The 14024-nt window shown below is 71.7% G+C and carries 16 protein-coding genes; 9 read left to right on the top strand and 7 right to left on the bottom strand.

Annotated features, from left to right (window positions below; translation table 11 throughout):
- The first annotated feature begins 11 nt into the window (after positions 1-11).
- Complete coding sequence (locus AB0N81_RS16565; RefSeq protein WP_365358713.1) at positions 12-470, top strand: hypothetical protein; 459 nt, start codon at positions 12-14, stop codon at positions 468-470.
- 17 nt (positions 471-487) lie between these two features.
- Here AB0N81_RS16565 and AB0N81_RS16560 read toward each other — a convergent pair whose 3' ends face one another.
- The 3 genes from AB0N81_RS16560 to AB0N81_RS16550 all read right to left on the bottom strand — a co-directional run bounded on the left by AB0N81_RS16560 (position 488) and on the right by AB0N81_RS16550 (position 2436).
- The gene (locus tag AB0N81_RS16560; protein WP_362996290.1) at positions 488-1519 is read right to left on the bottom strand and encodes an RNA polymerase sigma factor SigF; all 1032 of its coding nucleotides are present in this window, start codon (positions 1517-1519) and stop codon (positions 488-490) included.
- The gene (locus AB0N81_RS16555; RefSeq protein WP_030780840.1) at positions 1516-1929 is read right to left on the bottom strand and encodes an anti-sigma regulatory factor; all 414 of its coding nucleotides are present in this window, start codon (positions 1927-1929) and stop codon (positions 1516-1518) included. The genes AB0N81_RS16560 and AB0N81_RS16555 overlap by 4 nt, the downstream gene beginning before the upstream one ends.
- Positions 1930-2175: 246 nt before the next feature.
- The gene (locus AB0N81_RS16550; RefSeq protein ID WP_365358711.1) at positions 2176-2436 is read right to left on the bottom strand and encodes a UBP-type zinc finger domain-containing protein; all 261 of its coding nucleotides are present in this window, start codon (positions 2434-2436) and stop codon (positions 2176-2178) included.
- Positions 2437-2482: 46 nt separating this feature from the next.
- Between AB0N81_RS16550 and AB0N81_RS16545 the strand changes: the two genes are divergently transcribed.
- Complete coding sequence (locus AB0N81_RS16545; RefSeq protein WP_365358709.1) at positions 2483-4081, top strand: Na+/H+ antiporter; 1599 nt, start codon at positions 2483-2485, stop codon at positions 4079-4081.
- A 16-nt stretch (positions 4082-4097) separates the two neighbouring features.
- On the opposite strand, the gene AB0N81_RS16540 is transcribed toward AB0N81_RS16545, so the two are convergent.
- The 3 genes from AB0N81_RS16540 to AB0N81_RS16530 all read right to left on the bottom strand — a co-directional run bounded on the left by AB0N81_RS16540 (position 4098) and on the right by AB0N81_RS16530 (position 6080).
- Complete coding sequence (locus tag AB0N81_RS16540; RefSeq protein WP_365358707.1) at positions 4098-5027, bottom strand: pyridoxal-phosphate dependent enzyme; 930 nt, start codon at positions 5025-5027, stop codon at positions 4098-4100.
- 86 nt (positions 5028-5113) lie between these two features.
- Positions 5114-5704, bottom strand: a complete 591-nt coding sequence (locus tag AB0N81_RS16535; protein ID WP_365358705.1) for an N-acetylmuramoyl-L-alanine amidase — start codon at positions 5702-5704, stop codon at positions 5114-5116.
- 139 nt (positions 5705-5843) lie between these two features.
- Positions 5844-6080 carry a hypothetical protein gene (locus AB0N81_RS16530; protein WP_365358703.1) on the bottom strand — a complete coding sequence of 79 codons (237 nt, stop codon included), beginning with the start codon at positions 6078-6080 and terminating at the stop codon, positions 5844-5846.
- Positions 6081-6423: 343 nt separating this feature from the next.
- Here AB0N81_RS16530 and AB0N81_RS16525 point away from each other — a divergent pair, with 343 nt between their 5' ends.
- The 6 genes from AB0N81_RS16525 to AB0N81_RS16500 all read left to right on the top strand — a co-directional run bounded on the left by AB0N81_RS16525 (position 6424) and on the right by AB0N81_RS16500 (position 11944).
- A complete protein-coding gene (locus AB0N81_RS16525) occupies positions 6424-7830 on the top strand; it encodes a family 2B encapsulin nanocompartment shell protein (RefSeq protein ID WP_365358701.1) in 1407 nt (468 codons plus the stop codon).
- A 102-nt stretch (positions 7831-7932) separates the two neighbouring features.
- Positions 7933-9030 (top strand): family 2 encapsulin nanocompartment cargo protein polyprenyl transferase, encoded by a 1098-nt coding sequence (locus AB0N81_RS16520; protein ID WP_365358699.1) that lies wholly within the window; start codon positions 7933-7935, stop codon positions 9028-9030.
- 160 nt (positions 9031-9190) lie between these two features.
- Positions 9191-9847: a GNAT family N-acetyltransferase gene (locus AB0N81_RS16515; protein WP_365358697.1), complete on the top strand. Its 657-nt coding sequence runs from the start codon at positions 9191-9193 to the stop codon at positions 9845-9847.
- Positions 9848-9954: 107 nt separating this feature from the next.
- A complete protein-coding gene (locus tag AB0N81_RS16510) occupies positions 9955-10257 on the top strand; it encodes a hypothetical protein (protein WP_365358695.1) in 303 nt (100 codons plus the stop codon).
- Between the two features lie 233 nt (positions 10258-10490).
- The gene (locus AB0N81_RS16505) at positions 10491-11333 is read left to right on the top strand and encodes a hypothetical protein (RefSeq protein WP_365358693.1); all 843 of its coding nucleotides are present in this window, start codon (positions 10491-10493) and stop codon (positions 11331-11333) included.
- Positions 11334-11476: 143 nt separating this feature from the next.
- Positions 11477-11944 carry an HAD-IA family hydrolase gene (locus AB0N81_RS16500; protein ID WP_365358691.1) on the top strand — a complete coding sequence of 156 codons (468 nt, stop codon included), beginning with the start codon at positions 11477-11479 and terminating at the stop codon, positions 11942-11944.
- 90 nt (positions 11945-12034) lie between these two features.
- Here AB0N81_RS16500 and AB0N81_RS16495 read toward each other — a convergent pair whose 3' ends face one another.
- On the bottom strand, positions 12035-12943 hold the full coding sequence (locus AB0N81_RS16495) for an aminoglycoside phosphotransferase family protein (RefSeq protein ID WP_365358689.1): 909 nt from the start codon (positions 12941-12943) through the stop codon (positions 12035-12037).
- Between the two features lie 99 nt (positions 12944-13042).
- Here AB0N81_RS16495 and AB0N81_RS16490 point away from each other — a divergent pair, with 99 nt between their 5' ends.
- Complete coding sequence (locus tag AB0N81_RS16490; RefSeq protein ID WP_365358687.1) at positions 13043-14017, top strand: sigma-70 family RNA polymerase sigma factor; 975 nt, start codon at positions 13043-13045, stop codon at positions 14015-14017.
- The last annotated feature ends 7 nt before the right edge of the window (positions 14018-14024 follow it).

Here is a 14024-nt window from a genome sequence, read left to right as displayed (position 1 = left end):
ACCCTGCTGGGGTGAGTACTGAGCGGAAAACCACCCCCGAAGCCCCGGAGTCGCCCGAGCCGGGCACGCGACCCGCGCGGGTGACCGCCGCCGCTGTCCTGGTCGCGCTGGAGGGCGTCGCCCTCCTTGTCGGGGGCGTGTACATGCTCGTGATGGGCCTCGCCGGATCGCCCGACGACCCGCGCACGGCCGCGACCGGGGGCGTCACCCTGATCGTCCTCGCGCTGCTCCCGCTGCTCGCGGCGCGCGGGCTGCTGAAGCTGCGCAGGTGGAGCCGCGGGCCCGCGATCATCACGCAGGTCATGGCGCTTCCGGTGGCCTGGCAGATGCTGCAGGCCGACAGTGCGGCGATCCCGGCCGGCATCGCCCTCGCGGCCGCGGCGGTCGCCTCGCTCGTCCTCCTGGTTAACCCGGTGACGACCGAGGCCCTTGGAATCCAGGGCCCCGGCAGCGTGCAGGACCAGAAATAGTCCGCTACGGAGAGTGACTACTCCTCGACGAGGAGCTTCTCCCGCAGCTGTGCGAGGGTGCGCGCCAGCAGGCGGGAGACGTGCATCTGGGAGATGCCGACCTCCTGCGCGATCTGCGACTGGGTCATGTTGCCGAAGAAGCGCAGGAGCAGGATGCGCTTCTCGCGCGGCGGCAGGTCCTCCAGGAGGGGCTTGAGCGACTCGCGGTACTCGACGCCCTCCAGGGCCTCGTCCTCGGCGCCCAGGGTGTCCGCGACGGCCGGGGACTCGTCGTCCGTGTCGGGGACGTCCAGGGACAGCGTGGAGTAGGCGTTGGCCGACTCCAGGCCCTCCAGGACCTCCTCCTCGGAGATGGCCAGCTTCTCGGCCAGCTCGTGCACGGTGGGGGAGCGGCCGTGCAGCTGGGACAGCTCGGCCGTCGCCGTCGTCAGCGCGAGACGCAGTTCCTGGAGGCGCCGCGGAACGCGGACCGCCCACCCCTTGTCGCGGAAGTGCCGCTTGATCTCACCGACGACGGTCGGTGTCGCGTACGTGGAGAACTCGACGCCGCGCTCCGGGTCGAAGCGGTCCACGGACTTGATCAGGCCGATCGTGGCGACCTGGGTGAGGTCGTCCAGGGGCTCGCCGCGGTTGCGGAAGCGGCGGGCCAGGTGCTCGACGAGCGGCAGATGCATGCGGACCAGCTGGTTGCGCAGCTCCGCGTACTCCCGACTGCCGCCGTCCAGGGTGCGCAGCTCGATGAACATCGCGCGTGCGCCGCTGCGGTCCTGCGGATCGTGCCGGCCGTGCTGGTGCTCGCTCATGTTTCCCGCCCGTCGCCCGCCGCCCCGGCCGGAGAGCTGCTTGAGCTCGTCCTTGGCGGTCGGCTCTGCCTGCTCCGACACATCGGCCACCCTCAGCGGACCCGGCTGGTCCGGCTCCTCCGGGTGCGGTTTGGCCTGCTGCTCGGGGATTCCGGTGGTCATACGGCGCAACCCCTCCCTGCCGGCGGCGGGCAGACCCTGTGTGCCGCGCTCTTCGTCCCGCACCGGCCCGTCCCCGTCCCTCACGCCGGCCCGGGTCCCGCGCCGCGCTTCTTGTAGAGACTGATCGAGACGGTGTTGTCCTCGGCGACGGTCGAGTCCACCTGGCCCGCGAGGGCCGACAGCACCGTCCAGGCGAAGGTGTCCCGCTCCGGGGCCCGGCCGTCGGTCGTGGGCGCCGAGACCGTCACCTCCAACGAGTCGTCGACGAGCCTGAAGACGCAGCTGAGCACCGAGCCGGGCACGGCCTGCTGGAGCAGGATCGCGCAGGCCTCGTCGACCGCGATGCGGAGGTCCTCGATCTCGTCGAGAGTGAAGTCCAAACGCGCCGCGAGGCCGGCAGTCGCCGTCCGCAGCACCGACAGGTAGGCACCCGCAGCCGGAAGGCGGACTTCCACGAAGTCCTGATTCCCGGGCTCGCCTGCGATCTGGGACACCCTCACCTCCAAGGTGGTACAAGCACTTTCGGGGTTCCGGGTCCGCCGCCGTGCGGTGGTCCGGACTGCGTCACACGGGTAACGCACCACGTCGTTCTGCGGTGACGCTACCGCGCTCCCCAGCTCCGTGTCCCGGGGACCCCGCCTGATGCTGTCACTCATAGTAAGCCTATGAGTACGGACAGTGGCTAGGGGTCGCGCAAGCCCAATTGGAAAGAACAAGCGCCGGGTTGACGTACCCAGGCGTCAGACGATCGAACCGTCCACAAAGCACCAGCGCCAGCTCTCGCCCGGCTCGAAGGTCCTCATCACAGGGTGTGAGGTCTCCTTGAAATGCGCCGTCGCGTGCTGGAAGGGCGACGAGTCGCAGCAGCCGACATGACCGCACTCCAGGCACAGCCGCAACTGGACGGGGTGGCTGCCGGCCGCCCGGCACTCGAGACACGTATCGCTCAGCGGTGACACCTCGGGGTGCGGCAGCGCTGCGACATGCGGGCACTCGTTCATGATTGCCAGGTTACGACGGGAACACGGAGGGCGGAGGGGTCTGCCGATGGACGTATTGCCCCTGGTGGGACTGATCGCGGCGAGCGCCGTGGTGGCCGGGGCGGCGCGCAGGACCCCGGTGCCGGCACCGCTGCTCCTGGTCGCGGTGGGGCTCGCCGCCTCCTACCTGCCCGGAGTGCCCGACTACCACCTCGATCCGCACATCGTGCTGCCGCTGCTCCTGCCGCCACTGCTGCACACGGCCGCCCTGGAGAGCTCCTATCTGGACCTGCGCGCCAACATCAGGCCCGTCGCGCTGCTCTCGGTCGGGTACGTCCTCTTCGCCACGCTCGCCGTCGGCTGGCTCGCCTACCTGCTCATCCCCGACCTGCCGCTGACCGCCGCGCTCGTCCTCGGCGCCGTGATCGCGCCCCCGGACGCGGTCGCGGCGACCGCCATCGCGCGCAGGGTGGGGCTCCCCTCGCGGATCACCACGATCCTGCAAGGCGAGTCCCTGGTGAACGACGCGACCGCGATCACCGCCTACAAGGTGGCCCTCGCGGCGGCGGTCGGCGAGGGCGCCAGCTGGTCGGGCGGGGTCCGGGAGTTCCTGGTGGCCGCGGTCGGCGGCGTCGGCGTCGGGCTGCTCCTGATGGTGCCGATCCACTGGCTGCGCACCCACCTCAAGGAGGCGATGCTGCAGAACACGCTGTCCCTGCTCATCCCCTTCGTCGCGTACGCCGCCGCGGAACAGGTCGGTGCCTCCGGAGTGCTCGCCGTGGTCGTCGTCGCCCTCTACCTGGGCCACCGCTCCTGGCAGGTCGACTTCGAGACGCGGCTGCAGGAGGCCGCGGTGTGGAAGGTCGTCGCGTTCATCCTGGAGTCGGCGGTCTTCGCGCTCATCGGACTGCAGCTGCCCGTCGTCCTCAGGGGGCTCGGCGAGTACAGCGTGGCGCAGGCCGTCTGGTACGCGGTCGGGGTCTTCGTCTTCGTCGTGGTGGTGCGCTTCGTGTGGTCGTATCCGGCGACGTATCTCCCGCGCGGGGTGTCGGCGCGGATCAGGGAGCGCGAGGGCGACATGGACTGGCGGCGGCCGCTGATCGTCAGCTGGGCCGGGATGCGCGGCGTGGTCTCGCTGGCCATCGCCTTCTCGATCCCCCTCGTCATGGACGACGGAGAGCCCTTCCCGGCGCGCAACCTTGTCCTGTTTCTTACGTTCACCACGGTGATCGGGACGCTCGTCGTGCAGGGACTCTCGCTGCCGTGGCTGATCCGTGTCCTGAAACTGCCCGGCCGTGACGCGCAGGCGCAGACGCTCGCCGAGGCGCAGGCGCAGAACGCCGCCTCCCAGGCCGCGGAGGCCCGGGTGGAGGAACTCATGCGGGACGAGCGCAATGGCCTGCCACAGCCCCTCCAGGACCGTCTGCGCACCGTTCTGGAGCGGCGGCGCAACTCCGTGTGGGAGCGTCTTGGCCAGCCCAACCCGGTGACGGGGGAGTCCGCGGACGACACCTACCGCCGGCTGGCGCGCGAGGCGATCGCCGCGGAGCGCGAGGTGTTCGTGAAGATGCGGGACGAGCGGCGCATCGACGACGAGATGATGCGGACGCTGCTGCGCAAGCTGGACCTGGAGGAGGCGGCCGCCCACCGGGAGATCGAGGACTGAGGCGCCTACTGGGGCCTCAGCCCTGGAGGGCGTCGCGCGTGCCGGTGATCACCGCGGTGAGGCGGGTGCCGGGCCGGAAGGCGCCCTCTTCGGAGAGGACGGTCAGGGCGTACAGGAGCTTGGCGACGTAGAGGTGTTCCACGGAGAGGCCGGTTTCGGGGCCGTGGCGGTCCTCGAAGTCCTCGGCGAAGGCGATGAGCTCGGGCGGGGTGCGGGCGTAGCCGCCCCAGTGGAAGCGCTCGTCCAGGGCCCAGTTGGCGGTCGGTTCGCCGAACGTTCCTCGTTGCAGGGCCGCTATGTCGTCGCCCAGAAAGCCGCCTTTGAGGACCGGTATGCCGAGGGCCTGCCGGTCCGGACCGAGTCCGGCGGCCAGCCCCGCGAGGGTGCCGCCGGTGCCGCACGCCACGGCCGCCACGTCGGTGTGCCCGCGCAGCTCCTCGCCGAGCGCCGTGCAGCCCCGCACGGCAAGGGTGTTGCTGCCGCCCTCGGGGACCACGTACGCGGCCGGGGCGTCCGTCGCACGAAGGATCGCCGTCAGGGTCTCCGGTTCGGTCTTCCGCCGGTACGTCGCCCGGTCGACGAAGTGCAGGCGCATGCCGTCGGACACGCAGCGCCGCAGAGACGGGTTCAGGGGGCGGTCCGCGAGTTCGTCGCCGCGGACGACGCCGATCGTGGCGAAGCCCAGGAGGCGGCCCGCCGCGGCGGTGGCGCGCAGATGGTTGGAGTAGGCGCCGCCGAAGGTGAGGAGAGTGTCGTGGCCCGCGTCGGCGGCGGCCCGCAGATTCAGGACGAGCTTGCGGTACTTGTTGCCCGGCAGGTCCCGGTGGATCAGATCGTCCCGCTTGAGCAGCAGCTCGACGCCGCGGCGCGCGAAGCGCTCGTCCTCGATGCGCTGCAGCGGGGACGGCAGCCGGGGGCGCAGACCGTCGGGCGGGGTGGGACACACCCCGCCATTGTCTCCCCTGGCACGGGGTCCGACAGGGGGAGCCCTTCGCCGTGGGCTCCCCGGGCGTTGCTCGGCGCCTGTGGCGCCTACTTGAGGCGTTCCTCGATGCGGGCGCGCATCGAGTCCATCGTGAAGCCGCGCGGGTCGACCTTGCCCGGCTGCCACTCCAGGTGGCCGATCACCGAGCGTTCCGTCCAGCCGTGCACACGGCAGACCGCCGCCGAGACTCTCTCGATGGCGTCCAGCTGAGCCTCGGGCCACGGGTCCTCGCCGTCGCCGAGGTTCTCGCACTCGAAGCCGTAGAAGTGGCGGTTGCCGTCGGTGTTCGACTCATTGTCCGGAGGCAGGCGCTTCTCGGCGATGACCGCGCGGAGCACGTCGTCGTCGCCGAGCCCCGCGTGGTTGGCGCGGCCGTACCCGACGAGGTGGACACAGCCGTCCTTGGTGATGACGCCGTGGCAGAGCGGCCCGGGGAGCGAGGCGAAGCCGTCGCGGCAGATCTCCACCGTGCGCTCGCTGCCCGATGTCACGGTGTGGTGGATCACCACTCCGTGCACGGGCCCCCAGGGGCCCTTGTGGTTTCGGTTGTGGTGCTTCCAGTCGCCGACCTCGACGACGGTCACGCCTTCGTCCCGCAGGGCCTCGAGGAACGTGCCCGCGGACATGGGTGGGGCCATGACCGCCTCCTTTGCAAGGCGCGACGGCCGCCGGTCGCGGACCGCCTCGTACGCCCTGCTTGTACCGGAACTCCGGTGCCCGGACCAGTTGTTCGGAACTGAACCGTGTCCTGTTCGGGCACCGTGCGAGCCGATCCGGTCAGTTGCCGTGCAGGAAGGCGTCGCCGTGTGTCGCGATGTGGGACTCCACGGCCTGCAGCGCCTGCTGGGTGGCCTGGGAGGAGCCGGTGCCCCGGCGCTCCGCGTAGTACGCGGCGCCGAGCTTCTTCAGGAGGGCGTCGCCGGCCCGCTTCTCCTGCACCTCGTCGATCTTCTGCTTGCCCTGCGTGAGGCCCCGCTGGGCCTGCTCTCTGGCGCGATCCAGGAAGCCTGCCATTGCTGTCTCCTGCCGATGGGTGCGAAAGGTCCGGGAGCCGCGCGGGTGCGCGTTTTCCCGTGTGGGGGTCCAACGGTGACGCGGATCTTGGAGTTCCCCGTGTGACTCCGAGCCCATCAGGCTGCCCGGCGCGACACCTCCCGAGTTGCCCCGAACGGGTGGAAACGCCCCTCCTGCCCCGCTGGAGCGTGATCCATTCCCGCTCTTTTGTGTAATGGCGCGGCCACGATCCGTGCTGGAAGGGTGGGGCGGGCAGATCCACCGAAGGCAAACAGATCCACCGAAGGCAAGTAGATCCACCGCAGGCAGCAGAGCACCGCAGGTATTCGGGAGGGCAAAGCCAATGTCGGTAGGCGAAGAGATCCGTACTGAGTCGGAGAAGCCGCAGCAGAGTCTCGGCACATCCGCCGCGCGGAATCTGGCCACCACCACCAAATCCGCCCCGCAGATGCAGGAGATCAGCTCCCGCTGGCTGCTGCGGATGCTGCCCTGGGTCCAGGTGCAGGGTGGTACGTACAGGGTGAACCGAAGGCTGAGCTACTCGGTCGGTGACGGCCGGGTGACCTTCGTGAAGACCGGCGACCGGGTGCAGGTCATCCCGGCGGAGCTCGGCGAGCTGCCGGTGCTGCGCGACTTCGACGACCAGGAGGTGCTCGCGGAGCTTGCGCAGCGCTGCCAGCAGCGGGAGTTCGCCGCGGGCGAGGTCCTGACGTCCTTCGGCAGCCCGTCGGACGAGGTGTTCCTGCTCGCGCACGGCCGCGTCGAGAAGGTCGGCACGGGTCCCTACGGGGACGACACGGTGCTCGAGACACTCGCCGACGGCTCCTACTTCGGCGAACAGGCGCTCATCGACCCCGAGACCATCTGGGAGTACACGGCGCGTGCGGTGACCGCGTGCACGGTCCTCGCGCTGCCCCGCCAGGACCTCGAGCAGGTCGCCGAGCGCAGCGAGTCACTCCGAAACCACCTCCAGCGCCTCCGGTCCATCCCGGCACAGCGCACCAACAGGTTCGGCGAGGCGCCCATCGACCTGTCGGCGGGCCACGTCGGCGAGGCCGTGCTGCCGGGCACCTTCGTGGACTACGAATCGGCCCCGCGTGAGTACGAGCTGAGCGTCGCCCAGACCGTGCTGCGCATCCACACGCGCGTGGCCGACCTCTACAACCAGCCGATGAACCAGACCGAACAGCAGTTGCGGCTGACCGTCGAGGCGCTCAAGGAGCGCCAGGAGCACGAACTCATCAACAACCGCGAGTTCGGCCTCCTGAACAACTGCGAGTACGACCAGCGGATCCAGCCGCACGACGGCGTCCCCAGCCCGGACGACCTGGACGAGCTGCTCAGCCGCAGGCGCGGTTCCAAGCTCTTCCTCGCGCACCCGCGCGCGATTTCCGCGTTCGGCCGCGAGCTCAACAAGCGCGGACTCGTCCCCGAGACCATCGACATGGGCGGGAACAGGATCCCGACCTGGCGCGGGGTGCCGATCTTCCCGTGCAACAAGATCCCGGTGACCGAGGCGAGCACGACGTCCATCATCTGCATGCGTACGGGCGAGGAGGAGCAGGGCGTCGTCGGCCTGCGCCAGACCGGCATCCCGGACGAGATCGAGCCGAGCCTGTCCGTACGGTTCATGGGCATCAGCGAGCAGGCGATCATCTCGTACCTGGTGTCGACCTACTACTCCGCGGCCGTGCTCGTTCCCGATGCGCTCGGCGTCCTGGAGAACGTCGAGATCGGCCGCTGGAGGTGACTCCGCGGCCGTGTCCACGGGCGCGGCACGGGGTACACCCCCTCCGTACGCGCCCACAGGCCGAGGAACCGCCACCGTCCGCATCCTTCGCGGGGTGAGTCCATGACGGACACGACGACGGACACGGCAGGCACGGTGGACGTGAGGGGGCGCATCCCGGAGCAGGGCGACGGGTGCGAGGCCGCGGACATCCTGGCGGCGGTGCGGACGCACGTGGACCCGGAGCTGCGCAGGGCGATCGACACGCTGCCCGGCTCGCTGCGCGGGGTCGCGCTCTACCACTTCGGGTGGGAGCACGCGGACGGCACACCGGCCCGCGGGAACGCGGGCAAGGCCATCAGGCCCGCGCTCGTGCTCACCGCGGTGCGGGCGCTCGGTGGGGACCCCGCGCCGGCCGTGCGGGCGGCGGCCGCCGTGGAGCTGGTCCACAACTTCACGCTCCTGCACGACGACGTGATGGACCGCGACACCACGCGCAGGCACCGGCCCACCGCCTGGACCGTGTTCGGCGACGCCGACGCGATCCTCGCCGGTGACGCCATGCAGGCACTGGCGCAACGGCTGCTCGCCGAGGACCCCCACCCGGGGGCCCCGGCGGCCGCCGCCCGCCTCGCCACCTGTGTCATGGAGCTCTGCGCGGGCCAGCACGCGGACTGCGCGCTGGAGCGCCGCAGCCCGGACGAGGTCACGTTGGACGAGTGCCTCGCCATGGCCGAGGCCAAGACGGGGGCGCTGCTCGGCTGCGCGTGCGCGCTCGGGGCGGTGTACGCGGGGGCGGGGCCGGAGGAGGTCGAGGCGCTCGACGGGTTCGGCCGGGAGGCGGGCCTCGCCTTCCAGCTGATCGACGACGTCATCGGGATCTGGGGGGATCCCGGGCGCACCGGCAAGCCCGCGGGCGCCGACCTCGCGGTCCGCAAGAAGTCGCTGCCGGTCGTCGCGGCGCTAGCCTCGGGCACGCCGGCCGCGGCCGAACTGGCCGAGCTGTACGGGGGGCGGCCGGGCGGGACGGAGGCCGATCCGGGGGACGCGGCGCGTGTGGCCCGGGCCGTGGAGAGCGCGGGGGGCCGCGACTGGGCGCAGGTGCACGCGGCCGACCGGATGTCCCGCGCGATGGGGCAGCTCGCCAGGGCGGTTCCGGACCCGGCAGCGGCGGACGGCCTGCTGACGCTCGCGGAGTTCGTGACGCGGCGTACGTACTGAAAGGCGTACGTACTGAAAGGGGTGTGACCGAAGAGGAGGCCGCAGGGCCCTTCCGCGCGTACGGGGGTGATCACTTACGCTGCGACCGGCGGCCCGCGCCGCGGAGTCGGTGCGGGGGCGGGGGCGCCGCCGGTAGCGGGCGAGTCGTAAGGGGCGGGCTGTGGGTGTGGCGATCCGGAGGGCCGGGGAGGGCGACCGTGAGGAGGTGGTCCGGCTGCTCGACGCGGCGTTCATGCGGGACCCGGTGAGCAGTTGGGTCTTTCCCGGCGAGGAGCACCGCCTGCGCACGCACGCCGCGCTGATGAGTGCCTTCTTCGACCTCGCGCTGAGTGAGGGGTACGTCGACGTCACCGAGGACGGCGCCGCCGCGGCCCTGTGGTGGTCCGTGCCCGCGAGCGAAGGCGGCGAGGGTGATGAGAGTGATGGGGGCGATGGGGGTGATGGGGGGAACGAGGAGGACGGGCCGGCGTTGCTGCGTCAGGCGGTCGACCCCGGCAACGAACGCGTCGAGATGATCGGCCGGCTGACCGACGCGATCCACCCGACCGACCGTGCGCACGAATACCTGCACCTCATAGCCGTGCATCCCGACCGGCAGGGCGAGGGGCTCGGCACGGCACTCGTCACCGCCGTGCTGGAGCGGTGCGACCGCGAGGGCCTGCACGCCTACCTGGAGGCGAGCAACGTGCGCAGCCGCGACCTGTACGCCCGCCTCGGGTTCGACTTCATGGGGACGGCGCTCGATCTGCCGGACGGCCCGCGGATGTGGCCGATGTGGCGCGAGCCGCGCGCGGCCAGGCAGCCCGTCGCCTCCTGAAACGCTGACCGCGGGCGACCTTGTGCACGGGCGCCCTTCGCACGGGCGGCCGTGAGCGTGCGGTCGCAGGACTGCCCTGCGGGGCCGAACCGGAATACCCTGGGGACATGGGCAGCGAAGGGCCACGGCCCGGCCCCGCCCCGCAGGAAGAGCCGGTGTGCGAGACCTGCGGAGGGCCGGTGGGTACGGCGATCCGGCGGCGCAAGGTGCTCGGGGTGTTCGTCCCCGTATGGGGCCCCGGGCCGTGCCGCAACGCGCAGTGCGAGGCGTGCGTCGTCGAGACGGACGAGGACGCGGACCGGTCGGGCGGCCGGAAGGCGGGCCGCGGAAGCGGACGGGTGAGCGCCAGACGTTCCCGGTCGCGGCACGTCAGAAGGCCCTCCGCGCCGGGTGACAGCGAGAGCCGGTGACGCACCCGGCCTGCCGGTCGCGTGATCGGCTGTGCCGGTAGTGTCCCCGACGGACCGGTGGTGATGCCGTCCGCCCGGGGAGGGGCACGATGAAGGTGCGGTGGGGCGTACTCGCCCTGGCTGGTGTGTTGTTGGCGGGCTGCGGTGCCGGCTCCGGAGCGGGGTCGGGCGACGACGCGCTGTCCGGATACGGACGGGAACCAGGCGTCCCACGCGTGAAGACTGAGGGCGACATGCCAGAACTCCCGCTTGCGCACTACGAGTTCAGCGCAAAGGACGACAAGCGTCTCGGGCAGGCGCGCCAAAGGTTGCAGCGGCAGTGCATGCGCACCCTGGGGTTCCGCGACTTCCCGCTCGACCCCGGCCCGTGGCGCGGGGTGCGCATGGCGTCCACCTTCACCTCGACGCTGACCTACGTGTCCCCGTACGGCCTGCTCGACCTCGATCGGGCCCGTCGCTGGGGGTACGGCATCGACCCCGACCAAGCCAAGGCTCTGGAGGCGGAGCTGCGGCCGAAGGGGCGGGAGCTGACCCGGCGGGAGTACGAGGCGCTGTACGGGCCCGATACGGGGGCCGGCGCGGGCGGCTCCTCGGTGGTGAACGGCCGCAAGGTCCCGAAGGACGGCTGTGCCGGGGAGGCGAGGCGGCGGACGGCGGAGGGCGTCGCCGATGAGGGGCGCCTCTGGAGCTACGTCCCCGAGCGCGCCGCGAAGATCGACAAGGCCGTCGCCGAGGACGAGCGGGTGCGCGGGGCCTTCGGTGACTGGTCGCGCTGCGTCGAGGACAAGGGCTTCAAGCGGTACAAGAACCCGGCGCGGGCTTTCAGTGACAAGGCATGGCAGAAGGGGCGTGAGGGCGGAAACACCTCACGTACGAAGGAGGAGTTGGGAACCGCCGTCGCCGATGTCGAGTGCAACCGGGAGCTGAACACCGCCGGCGTGTGGTGGGCCGTCACCAACGAGAAGCAGCGCGAGGACCTGCGCCGCAACAAGTCCTCGTACGAGGCCGTGCGCAAGGACCAGGGCCGGGTGCGGGCCGTGGTCCGCGAGACGCTCGGGAGGTCCGGCACGGCGTGATGGACACACGAGATGACGAACCCCGGCCGCGCGTTCGACGCCGTACTGAGTGACCTCGACGGCGTGAGCTGGAGCGCACGTTCGGGCTGCCGCCGGGCAGCACGGCGGAGATCGCCTTCCGGCCCGGGGTGGATATGCCGCTGATGCGTGGCGAGATCACCAAGGAGCAGTGGATCGGGGCGATCGCCGACTGCCTCGCCGACCGGGTGCCGTGGGAGCGCGGGCACGGGCTCGGCACGACGCCGGCCGAGGCGAAGTTCTGGGCCGAGGCGACCGTGGTGGGACTGCCGCGGCAGCTCCGCGCGGCCGGGCTGCCCGTCCTGCTCGTCACGAACGCGACACCGTGGCTCGCCGACGACCTCGCCCTGCTCGGCCTCACCGGGCCCGCCGGGTTCCTCGACGACGTGGTGAGCAGCGCCGACCTCGGCATCGCCAAGCCGGACCGCCGCATCGACGAGACGGCGGCACAGCGGGCCGGGGTCGCCCCCGGCCGCTGCCTGTTCGTGGGCGACCGCGCGGAGAACGTGGACGCCGCGGTCGCGCTCGGGATGACCGGCCTGCTGTACGGCGAACCAGCCGATCCGCGGGCGGCGTTGGCCCAGCTCGTCTGACCCTTCACGCCTCCGCCGGGGCCGGTCTTCACGCCTCCGCCGGGGCCGGTCTGCACGCCTGCGCAGGGCCCCGGCGTCACGTCCCCTCGGTCACGCCCCTCCGTGTGCCGCGAAGTCGTCGAGCACAGCGTCCAGGTGCCGCAGCGCCGCCGTGACCCGTTCCGGCACGTCGAAGAACGGGTCGTCGGGCACCGGAAGCGACCCGGCGAGCGCCAGGCCGCGGGCCCTGGCCCACGTCGCGTCGTCCAGGCCGACCGCGGTGCGGAAGGTGTCCCGCGCCTCGGCGGGCAGGAACATCCAGGTCGGGATGAGATCGCAGGCGGGGTCGCCCACGGCCAGCGTGCCGAAGTCGATGACGGCGCTGAGATGACCGTCCACGGCGAGGAGGTTGCCGGTCGCCAGGTCCCCGTGCAGCCACACGGGGTCCCGGTCCCACGCGGGCGCCGCGAGTGCCGCTTCCCAGACCGCCGTCACGGCGTCCGTGTCGACGATGCCGTCCAGCTTCGCGATCTTGGCGCGGACGAGCGAGTCGGCGGCCAGCGAGTCGCATTCGGTGCCCATGCGCTCGCCCCTGAAGGCGTTGCTCAGGTCCGGGGCGGGCCCGCCGGTCGCGTCGATCCGCTGCAACGCGCCGACGAACACGGCCAGTTCACGGGCCGTGCGCACCGGGTCGGCGAGTCCGTCGGTGGTCGCGGCCTCGCCGTCCAGCCAGCGGTAGACCGACCAGGGGAAGGGGTAGCCCTGCCCGGGCCGCCCAGCGGCGATCGGAGTCGAGATGGTGAGCGGCAGCTGCGGGGCGAGCCACGGCAGCCATCTCTGCTCGCGTTCGACCTGCCCGATCCACCGGGGATACCGCGGCAGCCGTACGGACATGTCGTCGCCGAGCCGGAACGTCGCGTTGTCCATGCCGGGCAGCGGCACCGACGCGACGGGCAGCTCCGCCCACTGCGGGAACTGCTCGGCGAGCAGTCGGCGGACGAGGTCGGCATCTGTCTGCACGTACAACTCCTCTGATCATTACTGTTCTTCTCGGTTGTCACGTATGGGTGGGGTCGGTGCGTCATCGCTGTGACGGACCACGACGGGAGAAAGTGACGGATGGACGAGAACGGATCGGCGCAGGCCGCGCTCGCGGCCAGGTTCGAGGAGCACAGGCCCCGTCTGAACGCGGTCGCGTACCGGATGCTCGGCTCGCTGAGCGAGTCCGAGGACGCGGTGCAGGAGGCGTGGTTCCGGCTGAGCCGTACGGGGACGGAGACGGGGACGAGCGCGAGCGCGGGCGCGGGGGAGGGCGCCGGGGCGGACCCCGGTGAGGTGCGGAACCTGGGCGGCTGGCTGACCACCGTCGTCGGCCGCATCTGCCTGGACCTGCTGCGTTCGCGGCAGTCCCGGCGCGAGGACTCCCTGGACGCGTCCCTGCAGACCTTCGGCGAGACGCACGTCCCCGACCCGGTCGTGACGCGCGTCGACGCGGTCGACCCCGAGCAGGAGGTGCTGCTCGCCGACTCGGTGGGCCTCGCGCTCCTCGTCGTACTGGAGACGCTGGCGCCCGCCGAGCGGCTGGCGTTCGTGCTGCACGACATGTTCGCCGTGCCCTTCGACGAGATCGCGCCCGTCGTGGAGCGGTCGGCCGCCGCCACCCGGCAGTTGGCGAGCCGGGCGCGGCGCCGCGTGCAGGGCTCGGCGCCGGCCGCGGAGACCGACGCCGCCAAGCAGCGCGAGGTCGTCGAGGCATGGATGGCCGCCACGCGCGCCGGTGACTTCGACGCGCTCCTCGAACTCCTCGATCCGGACGTCGTGTTGCGCGCCGACAGCGGCGAACTGGCCTCCGGCCTCTCGAAGGTGGTGCGCGGCGCCTCCGCGGTCGCCGGACAGGCGGCGATGTTCGCGCGGGCCGCCGCGCACCAGCACATGGTGCTCGTCAACGGTCTGCCCGGCCTGGTCGCGCTCCCCGGCGGCGAGCCGGCCTCGCTCGGCTCGTTCACGGTCGTGGACGGCAGGATCGTGGAGATCAACATCATCGCGGACCGTGAGCGGCTGCGGCACCTGCACATTCCGGGGGTGGACGCCTGATGCCCGC

The sequence above is a fragment of the Streptomyces sp. NPDC093510 genome (assembly GCF_040683555.1).
Classification (GTDB): Bacteria; Actinomycetota; Actinomycetes; order Streptomycetales; family Streptomycetaceae; genus Streptomyces.
Note: the sequence above shows the minus strand (reverse complement) of the source record. Positions and strands in the feature narration are given on the sequence as shown.

Excerpts from the sequence above, each read along its gene's own strand:
- AB0N81_RS16490 (WP_365358687.1), top strand. The coding sequence starts at position 13,043 with ATGGACGAGAACGGATCGGCGCAGGCCGCGCTCGCGGCCAGGTTCGAG.
- AB0N81_RS16530 (WP_365358703.1), bottom strand. The coding sequence starts at position 6,080 with ATGGCAGGCTTCCTGGATCGCGCCAGAGAGCAGGCCCAGCGGGGCCTC.
- AB0N81_RS16545 (WP_365358709.1), top strand. The coding sequence starts at position 2,483 with ATGGACGTATTGCCCCTGGTGGGACTGATCGCGGCGAGCGCCGTGGTG.
- AB0N81_RS16510 (WP_365358695.1), top strand. The coding sequence starts at position 9,955 with ATGGGCAGCGAAGGGCCACGGCCCGGCCCCGCCCCGCAGGAAGAGCCG.
- AB0N81_RS16505 (WP_365358693.1), top strand. The coding sequence starts at position 10,491 with ATGCCAGAACTCCCGCTTGCGCACTACGAGTTCAGCGCAAAGGACGAC.
- AB0N81_RS16500 (WP_365358691.1), top strand. The coding sequence starts at position 11,477 with ATGCGTGGCGAGATCACCAAGGAGCAGTGGATCGGGGCGATCGCCGAC.
- AB0N81_RS16550 (WP_365358711.1), bottom strand. The coding sequence starts at position 2,436 with ATGAACGAGTGCCCGCATGTCGCAGCGCTGCCGCACCCCGAGGTGTCA.
- AB0N81_RS16520 (WP_365358699.1), top strand. The coding sequence starts at position 7,933 with ATGACGGACACGACGACGGACACGGCAGGCACGGTGGACGTGAGGGGG.
- AB0N81_RS16525 (WP_365358701.1), top strand. The coding sequence starts at position 6,424 with ATGTCGGTAGGCGAAGAGATCCGTACTGAGTCGGAGAAGCCGCAGCAG.
- AB0N81_RS16535 (WP_365358705.1), bottom strand. The coding sequence starts at position 5,704 with ATGGCCCCACCCATGTCCGCGGGCACGTTCCTCGAGGCCCTGCGGGAC.